Annotated in this window: 14 protein-coding genes; 7 read left to right on the top strand and 7 right to left on the bottom strand. The window is 61.0% G+C overall.

Features of this window, described 5'->3' with window-relative positions; translation table 11 throughout:
• Positions 1-11: 11 nt before the first annotated feature.
• The gene (locus KGB23_RS20765) at positions 12-1505 is read right to left on the bottom strand and encodes an aldehyde dehydrogenase (RefSeq protein WP_223432398.1); all 1494 of its coding nucleotides are present in this window, start codon (positions 1503-1505) and stop codon (positions 12-14) included.
• 225 nt (positions 1506-1730) lie between these two features.
• Here KGB23_RS20765 and KGB23_RS20760 point away from each other — a divergent pair, with 225 nt between their 5' ends.
• Entirely contained in the window at positions 1731-2645 is a 915-nt protein-coding gene (locus KGB23_RS20760) for a LysR substrate-binding domain-containing protein (protein WP_046048823.1), read from the top strand.
• A 6-nt stretch (positions 2646-2651) separates the two neighbouring features.
• On the opposite strand, the gene hrpB is transcribed toward KGB23_RS20760, so the two are convergent.
• Positions 2652-5171, bottom strand: coding sequence for an ATP-dependent helicase HrpB (gene hrpB, locus KGB23_RS20755; protein ID WP_223432397.1), 2520 nt, complete (start codon positions 5169-5171; stop codon positions 2652-2654).
• Positions 5172-5281: 110 nt separating this feature from the next.
• Between hrpB and KGB23_RS20750 the strand changes: the two genes are divergently transcribed.
• Entirely contained in the window at positions 5282-5701 is a 420-nt protein-coding gene (locus tag KGB23_RS20750) for a polyribonucleotide nucleotidyltransferase (protein WP_223432396.1), read from the top strand.
• Positions 5702-5730: 29 nt separating this feature from the next.
• Positions 5731-6636 carry a cation diffusion facilitator family transporter gene (locus KGB23_RS20745; protein ID WP_223432395.1) on the top strand — a complete coding sequence of 302 codons (906 nt, stop codon included), beginning with the start codon at positions 5731-5733 and terminating at the stop codon, positions 6634-6636.
• Here the strand turns inward: KGB23_RS20745 and KGB23_RS20740 are convergent.
• A complete protein-coding gene (locus KGB23_RS20740) occupies positions 6621-7646 on the bottom strand; it encodes a DUF6515 family protein (RefSeq protein ID WP_223432394.1) in 1026 nt (341 codons plus the stop codon). The two genes, KGB23_RS20745 and KGB23_RS20740, sit on opposite strands and share 16 nt — an antisense overlap.
• Positions 7647-8081: 435 nt before the next feature.
• Here KGB23_RS20740 and KGB23_RS20735 point away from each other — a divergent pair, with 435 nt between their 5' ends.
• Together KGB23_RS20735 and KGB23_RS20730 are read left to right on the top strand one after the other, a co-directional pair.
• Positions 8082-8561: an Lrp/AsnC family transcriptional regulator gene (locus KGB23_RS20735; protein WP_007937367.1), complete on the top strand. Its 480-nt coding sequence runs from the start codon at positions 8082-8084 to the stop codon at positions 8559-8561.
• 207 nt (positions 8562-8768) lie between these two features.
• Entirely contained in the window at positions 8769-8978 is a 210-nt protein-coding gene (locus KGB23_RS20730; RefSeq protein WP_007937369.1) for a DUF2788 domain-containing protein, read from the top strand.
• Here KGB23_RS20730 and KGB23_RS20725 read toward each other — a convergent pair.
• The 4 genes from KGB23_RS20725 to KGB23_RS20710 all read right to left on the bottom strand — a co-directional run bounded on the left by KGB23_RS20725 (position 8973) and on the right by KGB23_RS20710 (position 15483).
• A complete protein-coding gene (locus KGB23_RS20725; protein WP_095130726.1) occupies positions 8973-9614 on the bottom strand; it encodes a pseudouridine synthase in 642 nt (213 codons plus the stop codon). The two genes, KGB23_RS20730 and KGB23_RS20725, sit on opposite strands and share 6 nt — an antisense overlap.
• Before the next feature lie 72 nt (positions 9615-9686).
• On the bottom strand, positions 9687-11186 hold the full coding sequence (gene amn / locus KGB23_RS20720) for an AMP nucleosidase (RefSeq protein WP_223432393.1): 1500 nt from the start codon (positions 11184-11186) through the stop codon (positions 9687-9689).
• Between the two features lie 191 nt (positions 11187-11377).
• Positions 11378-13024, bottom strand: coding sequence for an acyl-CoA dehydrogenase family protein (locus tag KGB23_RS20715; RefSeq protein ID WP_223432392.1), 1647 nt, complete (start codon positions 13022-13024; stop codon positions 11378-11380).
• A gap of 74 nt (positions 13025-13098) precedes the next feature.
• Positions 13099-15483: a hybrid sensor histidine kinase/response regulator gene (locus tag KGB23_RS20710; RefSeq protein WP_223432391.1), complete on the bottom strand. Its 2385-nt coding sequence runs from the start codon at positions 15481-15483 to the stop codon at positions 13099-13101.
• Positions 15484-15909: 426 nt separating this feature from the next.
• Here KGB23_RS20710 and KGB23_RS20705 point away from each other — a divergent pair, with 426 nt between their 5' ends.
• Entirely contained in the window at positions 15910-16707 is a 798-nt protein-coding gene (locus KGB23_RS20705) for a hydroxymethylpyrimidine/phosphomethylpyrimidine kinase (RefSeq protein WP_223432389.1), read from the top strand.
• Positions 16708-16739: 32 nt separating this feature from the next.
• On the top strand, positions 16740-17363 hold the full coding sequence (thiE, locus tag KGB23_RS20700; RefSeq protein WP_056744592.1) for a thiamine phosphate synthase: 624 nt from the start codon (positions 16740-16742) through the stop codon (positions 17361-17363).
• The last annotated feature ends 8 nt before the right edge of the window (positions 17364-17371 follow it).

Below are 17371 nucleotides of genomic sequence, written 5' to 3'. Positions count from 1 at the left end.
ATTAGCGGCTGTTATGAGCGCAGCTGAAACCAGGTGGTCTTCAACTGGGTGTATTTATCGAATGAATGCAGCGACAGGTCGCGGCCGAAACCGGATTGCTTGCCGCCGCCGAAAGGCACGGTCACATCCAGCGCATCGACGCTGTTGACCGACACCGTGCCGGCTCGCAATTGCCGCGCCACGCGGTGGGCGCGGTTGAGGTCGTCGGTCCACAGCGACGCTGCCAAACCGTAGACGCTGTCGTTGGCCAGTTGCAAGGCGTGTGCCTCGTCATCGAACGCCGTGACCGCCAGCACCGGGCCGAACACTTCATCGCGAAACAGCGGCATGTCCGGGCTCACGCCGGTGAAAATCGTCGGCTGAATGAAGTTGTCGGAACCGTTGAAAATCGACTGCCGACCACCACACAGTTTCGTTGCGCCTTGGCGTTCGGCCTGCTGGATGAACTTCATGACGCGTGCAGTCTGACGGCTGTCGACAATCGCCCCGGCGCGGCTCGACGGGTCCAGCGGATCGCCCGGCTGCCAGCATTCGGCGTGTGCTTTGAGGAGCTCGACGAACTCGTCATGAATCGAACGCTGCACCAGCAACCGCGAGTTGGCCGAGCACACTTCACCCTGATTGAAGAAGATCCCGAACGCGGCTTTCTCAGCGGCGAGATCGAGGTCCTGACAATCGGCGAACACCAGATTGGCGCTCTTGCCGCCACACTCCAGCCACACCTGTTTGAGGTTCGATTGCGCCGAGTACTGCATGAAATATTTGCCGACTTCGGTGGAGCCGGTGAACACCAGGCAATCGACATCCGGGTGTAAACCGAGGGCTTTGCCGGTCTGCTCGCCGAGCCCCGGCAACACGTTCAACACGCCTGCTGGCAGGCCGGCTTCCAGCGCCAGCTCGGCCAGCCGCAGGGCGGAAAACGGTGACTGCTCGGCGGGCTTGAGGATCACCGAATTACCCGCCGCCAACGCGGGTGCGAGTTTCCACGCAGCCATGTCCAGCGGGAAATTCCATGGCACCACCGCAGCAACCACGCCCAGCGCTTCGCGGGTGATGGTCGCCAGCACGTTCTGCGCACTCGGCGCGATCTGGTCGTAGAGTTTATCGAGGCTTTCGGCGTACCAGCGAAACACTCCGGCGGCACCCGGCACGTCGATGTTGTAGGCGTCCATCACCGGTTTGCCCATGTTCAGCGAGTCGAGCAGCGCCAGTTCTTCGCGATGGGTCATGATCAGTTCGGCCAGGCGCAACAGCACTTGCTTGCGCTCATTCGGCGAACGCGCCGACCAGGTGCCGGCCTCGAACACCTGCCGCGCATTGCGCACCGCGGCGTCCACGTCTTCATCGCCGCACGCGGCTACGTTGGCCAAGCACTGGCCGGTGGCAGGGTTGATCGCGGCGAAGGTCTGCCCCGACTGCGCCGCGCGGGGTTTACCGTCGATCACGGCTTGATCGGGAAACTGCAGCGCAGCGGCTTTGTTTTGCCAGAATGTAAGCTCGAACACGTTCAGATGCTCCATGGGCTTTCTTGTGGATTGGATGGTGGCCCAGGCCTGTGTCCAGGAAAAATAGTAAAAATGTCTTCGCAGACCATGAAAAAACTGGGCAGCCGATCTCCCCGGTGGCGCGGTATGTGGTTATTGTTCAGGCATAACAACACCGTCGTCAGAACGGATGCAGTCGGCGCGAAAATTGCCTGGATGTCGAAATCATCCACCCCGAGGTTTGCCGTGGCTGCCTACAACCTGCGTCAATTGAAGTACTTCATCACCACCGTCGAATGCGGCAGCGTCGCCGAGGCGTCGCGCAAGCTGTACATCGCGCAACCGGCGATTTCCACGGCGATCAAAGGCCTGGAAGACAGCTTCGGCGTGCAACTGCTGATCCGTCATCACGCCCAGGGCGTGTCCTTGACCCCCAGCGGCGCGCGCTTCTACCGCAAAGCCCAGGAACTGCTGCGCATGGCCAAGGAGTTCGAACAGAACGCCCTGGCCGACAACGATGTGGTGGCCGGGCAAATCGATATCGGTTGCTTCGAAACGGTCGCGCCGCTGTACCTGCCGCAGTTGATTGCCGGGTTCTCGGCGCTGTATCCGGGGGTGAAAATCCGCATCCGCGACGGCGAACAGCAAGAGCTGGTGCAAGGCCTGACCTCGGGCACCTTCGACCTGGCGATCCTGTATGAACACGACCTCGACGCCACCATCCAGACCGAACCTTTGATGCCGGCGCAGCGACCTTATGCGTTGTTGCCGGCGGATCATCGCTTTGCTCAGCTCAAACAAGTGTCGCTGCGGGATCTGTGCCTGGAGCCGATGATTCTGCTGGACGTGCAACCGAGCCGGACCTACTTCGTCAGCCTGTTCGAAGAGTTGGGGCTGACGCCGAACATTGCCTTCAGCTCACCGTCGATCGAGATGGTCCGGGGTATGGTCGGGCAAGGGTTCGGTTTCTCGATCCTGGTCACCCGGCCGCATTCGGAGTGCACCTATGACGGCCAGAAAGTGGTGTGCGTGGACATCGTCGAAGACATCACCGGTTCAGGGCTGGTGGCGGCGTGGCTCAAGCGCGGGCAACTGACCAAACCGGCGCAGCTGTTTGCCGACTATTGCCGGGAACAATTGACCGCGAAGGCCGCCTCTTGAACATCTTCAGCTTTTACGCGGCTTGATACGCGCCGTCGCCTCGGCCACCAGCGGATCATCAGGCCAGTAGTGCTTCGGATACCGCCCCTTTAAATCCTTCTTCACCTCGGCATACGTACTGCGCCAGAAGTTCGCCAGGTCCTGGGTCACCTGCACCGGCCGTCGCGCCGGGGACAGCAAATGCAGTTTGACCACTTGCCGGCCACCGGCAATCCGCGGGGTCTCGGCCAAGCCGAACAGCTCCTGCAACCGCACCGCCAGAATCGGCGGCTGCTCGCTGTAATCCAGGCGAATCGATGAACCGGATGGCACGCTCAGATGATGCGGCGCCAGCTCATCGAGCCGTTGCGGCAGCGGCCACGGCAGCAGGTTATGGACGATGCTCGACAGGTCCAGATTGGCGAAGTGACTGAGCCGCGAAACCTTGCCCAGATACGGCATCAGCCAATGTTCGAGGCTTTTGAGCAATGCAGCATCGCTGACATCCGGCCATTCACTCTGCTCTTTACTGCTGAGGTCCAACTGTCGCAACAACGCCACTCGCGCCTGCCACTGACGCAGCTCCGGAGTCCACGGCAACAGCTCCAGTCCTTTACGCCGCACCAGATTCACCAGTGCCTGACTGCGAGCGGTTTCGTCGAGGCCAGTCAGAGGTTCGCGACTGAGGATCAATTCACCGACCTTGCGCTGACGCTCGGCGCGCAATACGCCTTCACGCTCATCCCAATCCAGTTGATCGACCACGCGCACTTGCTCGGCCAACACGGAATCGAACAGCGCCGGATCGAAATCTGCCGCCAGATAAATCCGTTCCTCACGCTGGCCCTGACGACTGCCGAGATCGGCGATCACCAGCCACGGTTGCTTCATCAAACTGTCGGCTTCGGCAAACAGCGCTGCACGACCGTTAGCCAAGCGATATTCCGCGCCACCGGCCCGGCGCTGTTGGGCAACTCGGTCGGGATAGGCCAACGCCAACAGCGCGCCGAGCCAACGCGGATGATCTGGATCGCTGACCGGTTCCGACGCCTTGCCCCGCAGGTAACCGCGATACTGCCGCGCCAGTTGCCGCGCTCGTTGCACGCCACCCTGAGCGCCGCGTGCGGCCCGTTCTTCACCGGACAACAGCACCAATCGGCTGTGCAGATCCGCCCCGGCGCCACGCAAAATATCTCGCTCGCCGAGCAAGGCCGCGACATCGCAGGCCATGTCGGCCAAGCCGAGCGCCTGACCGCGCAACAGCAAATGCGCGATACGCGGATGCGCTGGCAGTTCGGCCATCGCCTGACCGTGACGGGTCAGCGCTTCGCCGTCCAATGCGCCCAGGCGCTCAAGCAAGTCCTGAGCCTGCGCATAAGCGGCCGCTGGCGGCACGTCGAGCCACACCAATTGTCCCGGCGTCACACCCCAGCGGCCGAGCTGCAACGCTAATCCGGCAAGGTCCGCCGAGAGGATTTCCGCGCTGGCGTAGGCCGCCAGTTGCTCGTGCTGATCCTGCGACCACAAGCGATAACACACGCCCGGCTCCAACCGCCCGGCCCGGCCCGCGCGCTGAGTGGCGCTGGCTTTGGAAATACGCTGAGTATCGAGGCGGGCCATGCCGCTGCCCGGATCGAAACGCGGCACCCGCGCCAACCCGGCGTCGATCACCACGCGCACGCCGTCGATGGTCAGACTGGTCTCGGCAATGTTGGTCGCCAGCACCACTTTGCGTTTGCCGGCGGGGGCCGGATCGATCGCCGCGCGTTGGGCAGCAAGGTCCAGTTCACCGTGCAACGGGCAAAGCAAAACCTGCGTGCTCTCGCCCAGCGCATCAGCCAGCTGCTGATGCACCCGACGGATTTCCGCTTGCCCCGGCAGGAACACCAGCACGCTGCCGGTTTCGTCATTCAAGGCTTCGAGAATGGTCTGCACCAGACGCGGTTCGATGAATTCACCGGGCTGGAATGGTCGGCCCCAGCGCATCGCCACCGGGTACATGCGGCCTTCGCTGCGCAGAATCGGCGCGTCATCGAGCAACCCGGCCAGGCGTTCGCCTTCCAGCGTGGCCGACATCAACAGGATTTTCAGCGGTTGGTCGTCACGGAACAGCTCGCGGCCATTCAGGCTCAAGGCCAGCGCCAGATCGGCATCGAGGCTGCGCTCGTGGAATTCGTCGAAGATCAGCAAACCCACGCCTTCGAGTGCCGGGTCGTCCTGCAAGCGTCGGGTCAGAATCCCTTCGGTAACCACTTCGATACGGGTTTTGGGGCCGACCTTGCTGTCGAGACGAATGCGATAGCCGACGGTTTCGCCGACCTTCTCGCCCAGCTCACTGGCCAAGCGCTCCGCTGCTGCCCGCGCGGCCAAACGGCGCGGTTCGAGCATGAGAATGGTCTGCCCGGCCAACCAGGGCTCGTTGAGCAAGGCCAACGGCACGCGGGTGGTTTTACCGGCGCCGGGCGGTGCTTCGAGCACGGCTTCGTGGCGTGTAGCCAAGGCTTCACGCAGGGCGGGTAAAACTTCATCAATCGGCAAAGAAATCATGCTGGCTCCAAAACAGAGCGGCGAGTATAACGGCGAACTGCTCGGCGTTAATGACGGTCCTAATTCATATAGACGCCCCTTCGTTTTCCAGATGACTCAGGAGATTTCATATGCGTGTTCCCTTTCGCTTGATTGGCGGTGTATTGGTCGCGACGTTGCTGACTCAGGTGACCGCTTGCGGATCGATTTTCTACCCTGACCGTCGCGGTCAGATCGACGGCAAGATCGACCCGGCCATCGCCGCGCTGGATGCCGTGGGTCTGCTGTTCTACATCATTCCCGGCCTGATCGCGTTTGCCGTGGACTTCACCACTGGCGCGATTTACTACGCGCCCGGCGAGACCGCACAGGTGGCCCCGGAAAAACTCAAGGAAGCCATCGGCGCCGACGGCAAGGTCGATAACCACAAATTGCAGACTATTCTCGAAACCGAACTGGGCCGCAGCTTCCCGCTGGATGACCCGCGCCTGATCCAGCACAAAGGCAGCGCCCAGCAACTGGCCATGTTAGGCCTGCAACCTGCCGCGTAAACCGTGCACTTAAAGGAATAGCCGCACTTATGATTTCCAGCTCCGAACACGCCCGCCTGCTGCGGCTGGCGACCCGTGCCTCGGTGGCGGTGGCGTGCACGCTGATCGTCGCCAAAGCCATCGCCTGGTGGTTGAGCGGTTCGGTGAGCATGCTTGCCGGGTTGACCGACTCGACCCTCGACGGCGTCACCTCGCTGCTCAACCTGCTCGCAGTGCATTACGCCTTGCGCCCGGCCGACGATGATCACCGTTACGGGCACGGAAAGGCCGAATCGTTGGCAGGCATGGCTCAGGCGTTGTTCATTGGCGGCAGTGCGGTGCTGATTGCCTTACAGGCGATTGATCGACTGAAACACCCGGAACCGGTGGGGGCGCCATGGATCAGTATCGGGGTGATTGTGTTTTCCCTGGTGCTGACCCTGGCCCTGCTGATGTTGCAACATAGGGTCGTCAAGGCGACCGGTTCCAACGCGGTGCGCGCCGACTCCCTGCATTACCGCTCGGACATGCTGCTCAACGGCAGCATTCTGGTGGCGCTGGTGCTCGCCGGGTTTGGCTGGCATCAGGTCGACCCTTGGTTCGGATTGGGGATCGCCGCCTACATTCTCTGGAGCGCGATTCATATCGCCCGGGAAAGCTTTACGGTGCTGATGGATGAAGAACTACCGTCGGACGTCAGCCAGCACATGCTCGAACTGGCCTGCAGCGTACCGGGAGTATTGGGGGCGCATGACCTGCGTACGCGGGTTTCCGGCAACCAGTGGTTCGTGCAGTTGCACCTGGAATTGCCGGGGGATTTGACCCTGTCAGTCGCTCATGGCATCAGCGATCAAGCCGCCGATGCCATTCATGCCGCCTACCCGCGAGCCGAAGTGCTGGTGCACGCCGATCCGCAGGAAGTGGTACTGGCAGGCAGGGCTCAGAAAGAAACCTGATAACCGCGACTGCTCAGGCAGTTGCCCTGGGCCTGTCGGTAGACTTGTACCACCGACGGGTCCGGCTGGTAGGTGGCCGTTCGCGGATCGAAGCCGCTCTGCTGCACCGCGTATTGATAGCACTCGTAACCGTCCTGATTGACCTGCTCCGGCGACTGACCGTCGGCCGGATACGCCACCACGTCATAACCATTGCTGACCGGTTGCGGCTGCGGTTGCACGGGCGGTTCGACCACGACGTAATCCTGAGTGCTTTCCTGATAGGCGTAGTAAGAGCCGGCCGCCAGGAACAACAGCGCACCGCCGATCCACACTTCACGCGCGTAATCGGGCAAGTAGCTGACGCGAATCCCGCGTGGCGGCTGCACCACCACATAACGCGGGCCTTGTGGGCGATACCAGTAGCCGCCGGAGTAGAAGTAATCCTGACCGCGATACGGCACACGGTAATCACGGTCCGGGAAGCGATCGATCACATGACCGGGACGGTACTGCGGGCCAGGGCCCCAGCCATTGCCGTGCCCATCCGGGCGACCGGCCCAGCGATGGTCATCGGGACGCGGGCCGTTGTTCTGCCAATGCTGGTTGTTATCGTTGCGCCGCGGCACGTCCTGATAGTAACCACGCTGCGGCTGCTGGGTCTGGCGCACGGTATCGGGCCGGCCCTGAATCGGCAGGTTGTTGGCTGGTAACTGCGGAGGTGGCGGCGGCGGCGAGCGAACCGGATTTTTGTAATCGTGCTGCGGCCGGGGCTGGTTCTGCCACTGGCCGTCGTTCTGATTCTGGCCGTTGTGCTCGAACTGGCGACTGTTGTCGCCACGAATGATTTCGTTATTCTGCGCACGCGGCTGGTTGTTTCCGCCATGGCCCTGATTGTTTCCCTGATGCCCGTCCGACCCGCGTTGCCCGTCATCGGGGCCACGGTTTTGCGGCTCATCGGCCAGCGATTGCGCAGTGACACTGATACACAGCAAACCAACACCGGCCAAACGCCAGATGCGCGACTTCATGCTTTTCCTCACTGCGGGTTAGGGCCTGTACGTAAGACTGGGAAAGCACCGGCCGGTTCTGCAACAGGTTATCAGTCGCGAAACTTATTTATTGAGCGCCGTCGTCAAATTCCGGGCAAAAGAAAAGGGAGACCCGTCGGCCTCCCTTTGAGAACTTCGTCCGTGCTCGACGCTTATGACGTCGGCTCACCTCACGCCGTCTTCTGGACAGTGTGTAGCTCGGGGGCCGGCACATCCCCTGTGGGGGTGGCGACCGCCGCTGGCCTGATTCGGCGAGCGGCTGTGGACTGTTTGTCCGAGCAGTGATTCTGGTGATAAGAATAGGCTCGCGGCGCCGGCAGAGGATTGCGAAGATTGCTCAAATAAACATCACTTGCGCAATTTTTAACCCTGGATAGATAATCCACCGCAATAGTTATGACAAAGGCCTGATTGATGAGCAAACTCGACCGATACGACCTGAGCATTTTGGCGGAATTGCAGCGTGACGCGCGCATCTCCAACCAGGAGCTGGCCGAACGCATCGGCCTGTCCCCCTCTCCATGCTCGCGGCGGGTCAAGCAGCTGGAGGACGACGGCTATATCTCCCGCCAGGTGGCCCTGCTGGACCGCAAGATGCTCGGCCTGAGCCTGACAGCTTACGTGTTGATCGGCATGGACCGGCATACGCCAGAGCGGTTCGAGAACTTCGAAGCGGCGATTCGTACGTTGCCGCAGGTGCTGGAATGCAGTTTGGTGACGGGGATGGATGCGGACTATCAGCTCAAGGTCGTCGTGCCGGACATGGATCATTATCAGAAATTGCTGCTGGGACACCTCACCCGGATTGAAGGGGTGACGAGCGTGCGGTCGAGTTTTGTGTTGAATCAGGTGCTCAACAGTACTGAACTGCCCCTCACTCACTTGCGCAGCTGATTGTGGCGAGGGGATTTATCCCCGCTGGGTTGCGAGCAACCCTAAAAGTCTCGGCCAGTGCTACGCACTGGAACGGGGATAAATCCCCTCGCCACAGTGTGTTTTCAGACAAATGACTGCGACACGCTGCCGCAGGTCAATACTTCGCCAATCGCCCATGACGTATACTCCAGCGCCTTTTAGTCCCGTCCACGCTGGAGATGCCTGATGGATCCTGCAGTATTCGAAGAGTGGATGATGACCGGACTGGTCAGCATCCTGATCATTTTCATGGGTTTCATCGTCTGGGATCTGGCGAAGAAATCCAAGGCCGGACGCTTTGGCTCTTTCATTCTGTTCTTCGTACTCGGCCTGGGCGTGGCCGCGTTCGTGATCAAAAGTGTGGTCATCGGCCTGATCGAATCCGGCACATTATAAACGCGCCGGCACTTCCTTCCACTGGCCCTGATCGAGCCCTTCGATCGACCAGTCGCCGATCTTGACCCGCACCAGACGCAATGTCGGCAAGCCGACCGCTGCGGTCATGCGCCGTACCTGACGGTTACGCCCTTCGCGAATCACCAGCTCCAGCCAACTGGTCGGCACACTTTTGCGAAAGCGCACCGGCGGGTTGCGTGGCCACAGTTCTGGCTCTTCAAGCTGTCGCGCTTCAGCCGGTAGCGTCATGCCATCGTTCAGCTCCACGCCATCGCGTAAACGCTGCAATTGCTCGGCACTCGGCTCTCCTTCCACTTGCACCCAATAGGTCTTGGCCAGTTTGTGTTTCGGATCGGCGATCCGCGCCTGAAGCTGGCCGTCGTTAGTCAGCAGCAGCAAACCTTCGCTGTCGCGATCCAGCCGTCCTGCCGGGTAAATCCCGGGAATCTCGATGTAATCCTTGAGCGTCGCCCGCCCTTCGCCGTCGCTGAATTGCGTCAGCACATCAAAAGGCTTGTTGAACAGAATCAGCTTCGGCTCGGCCGGTGGCGCTTTGGCGACACGGCGCGGGGCTGAGGACGATGGCGCAGGCTTCACGCCAGGGCGGCGGGAAACGGGACGTTGAGGACGAGACATGGGAAAAGGAACATCTAACGGTCAGGGCTGCTAATGCTAGTGCCCTGACCGCTAAATGACCATGACAAACCGTTAGCGGAACGGCGGCTCGTCGAAGCTGCGCAGTTTGCGCGAGTGCAGCGAGTTGAGTTCGGTGCGCAACAGATCCACCGCCTCGATACCGATCTTCAAATGCTGGCTGACCGCGCGCTCATAGAAGGCGTTGGCCGAACCCGGCAGTTTGATTTCGCTGTGCAACGGTTTATCCGAAACACAGAGCAACGTGCCGTACGGAACCCGCAGGCGATAACCTTGTGCTGCGATGGTGCCGCTTTCCATGTCCACCGCCACGGCGCGAGACAGGTTGATCAGCGGACGCTCCTGAGCCCAGCGCAATTCCCAGTTACGGTCGTCGTAGGTCAGTACGGTGCCGGTGCGCAGGCGTTTTTTCAGCTCGTCGCCCTTCTCACCGGTGATATTGGCCGCTGCTTGCTGCAACGCCATCTGCACTTCAGCCAGGGCCGGAATCGGAATATTCGGCGGCACGACCCGATCGAGAATCCCGTCGCGGCGCATGTAAGCGTGCGCCAGTACGTAATCGCCAATCGTCTGCGACTGACGCAAGCCGCCACAGTGGCCGATCATCAGCCAGCAATGCGGACGCAGTACCGCCAAATGGTCAGTGATGTTCTTGGCGTTGGACGGGCCGACGCCGATGTTCACCAGGGTCACGCCGTGGCCGTCGCTGGCGATCAGGTGATAGGCCGGCATCTGATAGCGGTGCCAAACCACACCGGCGGCAATCGCCGAGGCTTCGCCGTGGTCCATGCTCTTTTCGATGATTACGTTACCGGGCAGAACCATGCGCACGAAGCGTGGATCGTTGCGCAACTGTTCCAGGCCATGGACGATGAATTGGTCAACGTAGCGGTGGTAGTTGGTCAGCAGAATCCATGGCTGCACATGACGCCAGTCGCTGCCGGTGTAATGCACCAGACGGCGCAGGGAGAAATCCACCCGCGCGGCGTCGAACAGGGCCAGCGGCAGCGGGTCGGTGTTTTCCCAATCGTACAAACCGTCGGCGATGCCATCGGTCGCGGCAGACAAATCCGTACTCGGGAACACCCGCGCCAGCACCGCAGCGGTGACGCCGGAGCCGGCCAGTTCTTCGCCCTGCTCAACCACGTACGGATAAGGAATATTTTGCTGGCTGATGCCGACCTCCACCGTCACGGTGAAGTCGTGCATCAACGGCACCAGCTGTTCCAGCAGGTATTTACGGAAGGCGGCGGGATGCGTGACGGTGACGCTGTAAGTCCCCGGCAGTTGAACCTTGGCGTAGGCGCGAGTGGTCTGTGGGACTTCGCCCTGGCAAAGGTAGGTCAGACGCAGTTCGGGATAACGAAACATCGCACGCTGTTCGGCGTCCGGTTCGACTCGATCCTTGAGGTAACGCTTGAGCGCCTGGTTCAGCGCGGTGGTTGCACGATTGTGCAAGAGCGCAAGCCGGTCCACGGCTTGCTCGGCGGTTTGAACGACAATAAAAGCTTCGGTCACGATCAGCATCCTGTGTTCTGACTTGCAGGCCTTCATCTTGCCTTGATCGTTGCTTTACGGGAACAGTGGAGTGTTGATTCACAGATGCTATGCACACCATCAATCCAATGTGGGAGCGGCGGTGCGACGATTCGACTTGCTCGCGAATGCGGCGGTACATTCAAAATTGATGTGACTGACAGACCGCTTTCGCGAGCAAGCCCGCTCCCACAGGGATCCGGTGTTGTTCACACAAGCGGGGTCGACCGGGCGACAATCGCTTCCACCTCCAGTCCACGTGGCAACGCGCCATACACCCGACCGGCCGAACCGAGGCGGCTCGCAATGAAAGCGTCACTCACGGCGGCGTTGCCAGCCTCCAGCAACAGCTTGGCCTGAAGGCCCAAGGCGATGTCCTCGGTGAGCTGGCGGGCGCGGTATTGAGTGTCGCTGGTGTCCTTGAACGCTGTCTGCAATTGAGTGATGTGTGCGGCCAGGCGTTTGTCGCCATGACCATCGCCCAATTCGCTGAACAGTACGTCGAGCACACCCGGCTCCTTCGACAACGCTCGCAGCACGTCAAGGCATTGCACGTTGCCGGAACCTTCCCACGTCGAATTGACCGGCGCCTCACGGTACAACCGCGGCAAGATGCTGTCTTCGACATAACCGGCGCCGCCCATGCATTCGGCGGCTTCGTTGATCATTCCGGGCGCGCGTTTGCAGATCCAGTACTTGCCCACCGCTGTGACCAGCCGAGCGAATTTGGCTTCATGCTCATCATCCAGATGATCCAGCGCCTGGCCCATGCGCAGGCTCAAGGCCAGGGCGGCTTCGCTTTCCAGGGCCAGGTCGGCCAGTACGTTCTGCATCAAGGGTTGTTCGCTGAGCAAATTGCCGCCGACCTTGCGGTGAGCGCAGTGGTGGCTGGCCTGGGTCAGAGCCTGACGCATCAGCGAACTGGAACCGACCATGCAATCAAAGCGGGTCATGGCGACCATTTCGATGATGGTCGGAACGCCGCGTCCCTCCTCGCCGACCATCCACGCCAGCGCACCACGGAACTCCACTTCGCTGGACGCGTTGGAGCAATTGCCGAGTTTGTTCTTCAGGCGCTGTATGTAGAACTGATTGCGCGTGTCGTCCGGGCGATGGCGCGGCAGCAGGAAACAGGTCAAACCCTTGTCAGTCTGGGCCAGGGTCAGGAAGGCATCGCACATCGGTGCCGAACAGAACCATTTGTGGCCCACCAGCTCATACGCCTGGCCCGGACCACTGGCGCCGACCGGAAAAGCCTTGGTGGTGTTGGCCCGCACGTCGGTGCCGCCCTGTTTCTCGGTCATCGCCATTCCGATGGTGACCCCGGCCTTGTGGGCCATGCCGACGTTGCGCGGGTCGTATTCCGTAGAGAGGATTTTCGGCAGCCACTGCTCGGCCAGATCCGGTTGCAGACGCATCGCTGGAACGCTGGCGAAGGTCATGGTCAGCGGGCAACCACTGCCCGCTTCGGCCTGGCTGTGCAGGTAAGTCATGGAGGCGCGGGCGACATGAGCACCGGACTGCGGATGCGCCCAGGGCAACGAAGTCAAACCGTACTCGACCGCGGTGCGCATCAACTCGTGATACGCCGGGTGAAACTCCACCAGGTCGATGCGATGGCCGTAACGGTCATGGCTGCTGAAAACCGGCTTGTTCTGATTGGCCAGGAACCCCGCTTCCATCAGCGGCCCGCCGGCCAGAGCGCCGTAAGCGTCGATCCGCGACTCGGCCCAGCCGGCCCCGAAACGCCGCGACCACTCTTGCAACGGCAGGTCGATGCGATACAGGTTGGCGCCGTCCAGCGACGGCGGCTGATTGGTGACTTCGTGGGTTTCGGCGAACTGATGCAGGTTCATGACGGGGCTCCTTTGGTCAGCCAAGGAACTTCAGTTAAGCACCGCCCCTTGACCGAACAAAGTGTCATATCTGCCTAACTGTCGGCGCTTTCGCCTTGCCTTGGACACAGCACCCGGCGATAGAGCGCTGCCTGCAGGTCCTCGAATTTCACCGGTTTGCTCAGGTAATCAATCAAGGCACCGGTCGGGCAGCGTTCTCGATCAATGCTCAAGGCAATCACGAATACCGGCAGTTCGGCGCAGCCCGGCAACGCGCGGATCTGGCAACAGAGGGACACGCCACCCAGAGATGGAAGCTGGCAATCGAGCAATACCGCATCGAAGGTTTCGCGCTGCAAGTGATCGAGCGCGCCAGTCCCGTTGTCGGCGGTGCGCACCCGGAAGCCCAGCTTGAGCAACATGCCGCGCATCACCAACTGATTGATGCTGTTGTCATCGACCAGCAATACCGTGCAGTCCTGAGGCAGTCGCAGGCGAGGAAATTCCCGGGTCATCAGGGGCACTGACGGCCGCTCCACCACGGGCAGTTCGAACTCGACGTCGAGCTGGAAGCGGCTGCCACGACCAAGCTCGGAGCGGTGGGTCAGTTTTCCACCGAGCAGTTCGACCAATTGCCGACAGATCGCCAGGCCGACGCCCAGACCGCCGTATTCACGGGTCATCGAGCCATCGAGCTGGAAGAACCGCTGATACAGGGTCGCCTCCCCCAGATCGGTAAAGCCGATGCCGGTGTCGATTACCGCAAAGGACAGCGCCAGTCGGTCGGGCGCCACGGGTTTACCCGTCACCCGCAGCGCCAATCCGCCGACCCGAGTGAACTTGATCGCGTTATCCAGCAGGCATTCCAGGCATTGCGCCAACTTGGCGCTGTCGCCGTGCAAGCGATCCGGCAGTCCCGGCGCGACCTCGACTTTGAAGTCCAGCGACTTGCTCAACGCGTTGCCCTCGAACTGCAGGCGCAAAGCCTCGACCACGCCGCGCAAACTGAAAACGGCCGGATAGGTCTTGAGTTTGCCGGCCTGCAACTCGGTCAGGGTGAGGATGCCGTTGACCATGCGCATCATGTCTCGCGCGGAACCGGCGGCCGTTTGCTGATATTGCTCCAGCTCCGGGTCCATCTCGACCGTCTGCATCAGCTCCAGCGAACCGATCACACCGTTCATGGGCGTGCGCAGTTCGTGGGTCAGGGTGGCGAGGAATTCGTCCTTGAGCTTGTTACTGCGAGCCAGTTGCTGGTTCAGCACTTCAAGCGTTTGACCGGCATCGAACAGGGTCTGTGCCTGTTGCTCGCGCATGGCGTTAATGCGATCGGCCAGCGCCAGGGACAGCAGCGCCACTTCAATCGCCGAGCCGATCTGGCTGGAATACATGGTCAGGAACACGTTTGGCAGGTAACCCAGCACCATCAGGGTGTTGACGATGCCGCCGAGTAAAAACGCCGACCAGGCAATGATGAAATAACGCGCCACTCGCAGGCCACGCAGCCAGGCGAAAATCCCTGCGGCGAAAATCACTACGGTGAAGGTCAGTGCCAGCGTCGTCGCCAGGCGCAGGGCCAGGGCGTAACTGGTCATCAACGACAACCCGACCACCACCGCGCTAAACGCAATCAACGCCAGTAGTAAGCGGTCGAGCCAACGACTGTAGGTCGCCGTCTGCAAGAAACTGCGGGCGAACTGGCTGCCGAACAGTCCTGAACAACCGATGAAAAACGGCGTCGCGGCGTTGGCCCACCAGGGATTGTTCGGCCAGAAATACTCCACGGCCGCGCCGTTCACTGACAGCTGATACAAGCCGAACGAGGCGATATAGAAGATGTAATAGAGGTAGCTGGTATCGCGCACGCTGAGATAGATGAACAGGTTGTACACCAGCATCCCCAGCAATACGCCGTAAATCAGCCCCAGCACATACAGTCGAACCGGCTGCTCTTCCAGGTAGGCAGTGCTCGACCAGAGGGTGACTGGCGCCTGGATCGACCCTTCACTCTGCAGGCGCAGGTACAGGGTTTGCGCTTTATCAGGGGTGAAGTTCAGATCGAACAGGTAGTTGTTCTGGCGGATCTCGCGACTGTCGAACGGCAAGGCATCACCGGTCTGACGTGCCAGTTGATAGCCACCGGCCGCATCAGGCGAGTACAGATCAAGGTGATCGAGGGGCGGATAGGCCAGTTCCAGTAACCAGGTGCGTTGCACTGCCGGGTTGGCCGGGCGGTAATGCAGGTCGATTTTCAGCCAGAACACTGAACGCGAGTAACCGGCGTTGAGGGTGGCTTTGTCGTGGGGCTTGAAGTTTCCGGCCGCGGCTTGCGCACGGACATCGGCGATGGTCGCCTGACCGCCCGCGTCTTCGAACACTTGCAGGGTTCGGCCCAGGGGAAGGCTTTGAGTGAATTCGTCGAATTCGACTGCACTCGCCAAGAGGGGCAAGCACAACAGCAACATCAGCAAATAGCGCATTTAAGCCCCAGCGTGGCCTGTCCGGTTATCTCAGGAAGCCCCTCATTCCTTTTGAGTAGACGTAAAACCGGCATTACCTGTTATTGGTTTGGATCCACTCTAGCATAGCCGTTGGTGGCCATTGAACACCATTGAAACTTTTCCTACAAAGGCTCTAGCACGGGCGTTCCAGCTCAATACATTGGGCTAGAGCTGTTTCGCCGGTCAGTTTGTGACAATGGCCTATTCCCTGTAGCAGCTGCCGAAGGCTGCGTTCGGCTGCGTAGCAGTCGTCAAACCAGCATCCACGATTCACCTGAAACACCGTAGTGCCAGATTTTACGACTGCTGCGCAGCCGAACGCAGGCTTCGCCAGCTGCTACATGGCCGCGTCTTGACTCGCTGGGGGCACCCGGAAAAAGATGTTTGGTGGTAAGCTCGCGCACCATGAATATCTACAGCTCTCGCCCCGTTGTCCTCTGTCTCTCCGGCCACGACCCAAGTGGTGGCGCCGGCTTGCAGGCAGATATCGAAGCCCTGCTCGCTCAGGGTTGTCATGCGGCCCCGGCCGTCACTGCCCTGACCGTGCAAGACACGGTCAACGTCACTGACTTCCGCGTCCTCGACCGTGAGTGGGTGTTGGCCCAAGCCAATGCCGTGCTCAACGACTCCGAAGTCGCGGCCGTGAAACTGGGCATGCTCGGTTCCCTGGAAATGGTCGACACCGTGGTCGAACTGTTGTCGGCGCACCCGCATTTGCCGGTGGTCTGCGACCCGGTGCTGCGCGCCGGTGGCGGCGGACGCCTGGGCAAGGACGAAGTCGGCTACGCCATGCGCGAGCGCCTGCTGCCTCTGTCGATCATCGCCACCCCTAACCTTCCCGAAGCCCGCATCCTCGCCGAACTGCCCGAAGGCACCGCGGACGAGTGCGCTGAAAAACTCCTGCCATTCGTCAAACACCTGCTGATCACCGGCGGGCATGGCGATGAACACGAAATCCACAATCGCCTGTACAGCCGCGACGGTCACCGCGAAACCTTCACCTGCCAGCGCTTGCCCGGCAGTTATCACGGTTCCGGTTGCACGCTGGCCAGTGCCCTGGCCGGTCGTCTGGCCCTCGGTGAAAGTCTCGCCAGTGCCGTGCAGACCGCGCTTAACTACACGTGGCGCACCCTGCGTGATGCGGAGCAGTTGGGCAAAGGCCAGTTCGTGCCGCGCCGCCTGCCGCTGGATTTCTGTTCGTAACTGTCCATGCGTAAAGCAAAAAGGATTGCCCGATGAAGCTACGTGGCCTGTACGCCATTACCGATAGCCAGCTGCTGGCAGGTAAATTTCTTTCGTACGTGGAGGCGGCGCTGGAAGGCGGCGTCACCCTGCTGCAATACCGCGACAAGAGCAGCGACGAGGCCCGCCGTCTGCGCGAGGCCGAAGCCTTGCGCGATCTGTGCGAACGCTACAAGACCCAGTTGATCATCAACGACGATGCCGAACTGGCTGCGCGCCTGAACGTCGGCGTGCACCTCGGCCAGACCGACGGCCCGCTGATGCCGGTTCGGGCACTGCTCGGTCGCCAGGCGATCATCGGTTCGACCTGCCACGCGCAACTCGAACTCGCCGAGCAAGCAGCGAAGGAAGGCGCCAGTTACGTCGCCTTCGGTCGTTTCTTCAACTCCAACACCAAACCCGGCGCACCGACTTGCAGCCTCGAATTACTTGACCAGGCCCGCAGCAAACTGCACCTGCCGATCTGCGCGATTGGCGGCATCACCCTGGAAAACGCCGCGCCACTGGTGGCCCACGGGGTCGATCTGCTGGCGGTAGTCCATGGCCTGTTTGGCGCCGAGAGCACGGCTGAAGTGACACGCCGCGCCCGCGCATTCAACGCCCTGCTTTCTATTTAAGTAGCTTA

The sequence above is a fragment of the Pseudomonas sp. GL-B-26 genome (genome assembly GCF_019947405.1).
Lineage (GTDB): Bacteria > Pseudomonadota > Gammaproteobacteria > Pseudomonadales > Pseudomonadaceae > Aquipseudomonas.
The sequence above is the reverse complement of the archived record's forward strand: the minus strand, read 5'-3'. Positions and strand labels throughout refer to the sequence as shown.

Bases quoted from the DNA above. Each gene is read 5' to 3' on its own strand.
- hrpB (WP_223432397.1), bottom strand. From the start codon at position 5,171: ATGATTTCTTTGCCGATTGATGAAGTTTTACCCGCCCTGCGTGAAGCC.
- KGB23_RS20750 (WP_223432396.1), top strand. From the start codon at position 5,282: ATGCGTGTTCCCTTTCGCTTGATTGGCGGTGTATTGGTCGCGACGTTG.
- KGB23_RS20745 (WP_223432395.1), top strand. From the start codon at position 5,731: ATGATTTCCAGCTCCGAACACGCCCGCCTGCTGCGGCTGGCGACCCGT.
- KGB23_RS20740 (WP_223432394.1), bottom strand. From the start codon at position 7,646: ATGAAGTCGCGCATCTGGCGTTTGGCCGGTGTTGGTTTGCTGTGTATC.
- KGB23_RS20735 (WP_007937367.1), top strand. From the start codon at position 8,082: ATGAGCAAACTCGACCGATACGACCTGAGCATTTTGGCGGAATTGCAG.
- KGB23_RS20730 (WP_007937369.1), top strand. From the start codon at position 8,769: ATGGATCCTGCAGTATTCGAAGAGTGGATGATGACCGGACTGGTCAGC.
- KGB23_RS20725 (WP_095130726.1), bottom strand. From the start codon at position 9,614: ATGTCTCGTCCTCAACGTCCCGTTTCCCGCCGCCCTGGCGTGAAGCCT.
- amn (WP_223432393.1), bottom strand. From the start codon at position 11,186: ATGAAGGCCTGCAAGTCAGAACACAGGATGCTGATCGTGACCGAAGCT.
- KGB23_RS20715 (WP_223432392.1), bottom strand. From the start codon at position 13,024: ATGAACCTGCATCAGTTCGCCGAAACCCACGAAGTCACCAATCAGCCG.
- KGB23_RS20710 (WP_223432391.1), bottom strand. From the start codon at position 15,483: ATGCGCTATTTGCTGATGTTGCTGTTGTGCTTGCCCCTCTTGGCGAGT.
- KGB23_RS20705 (WP_223432389.1), top strand. From the start codon at position 15,910: ATGAATATCTACAGCTCTCGCCCCGTTGTCCTCTGTCTCTCCGGCCAC.
- thiE (WP_056744592.1), top strand. From the start codon at position 16,740: ATGAAGCTACGTGGCCTGTACGCCATTACCGATAGCCAGCTGCTGGCA.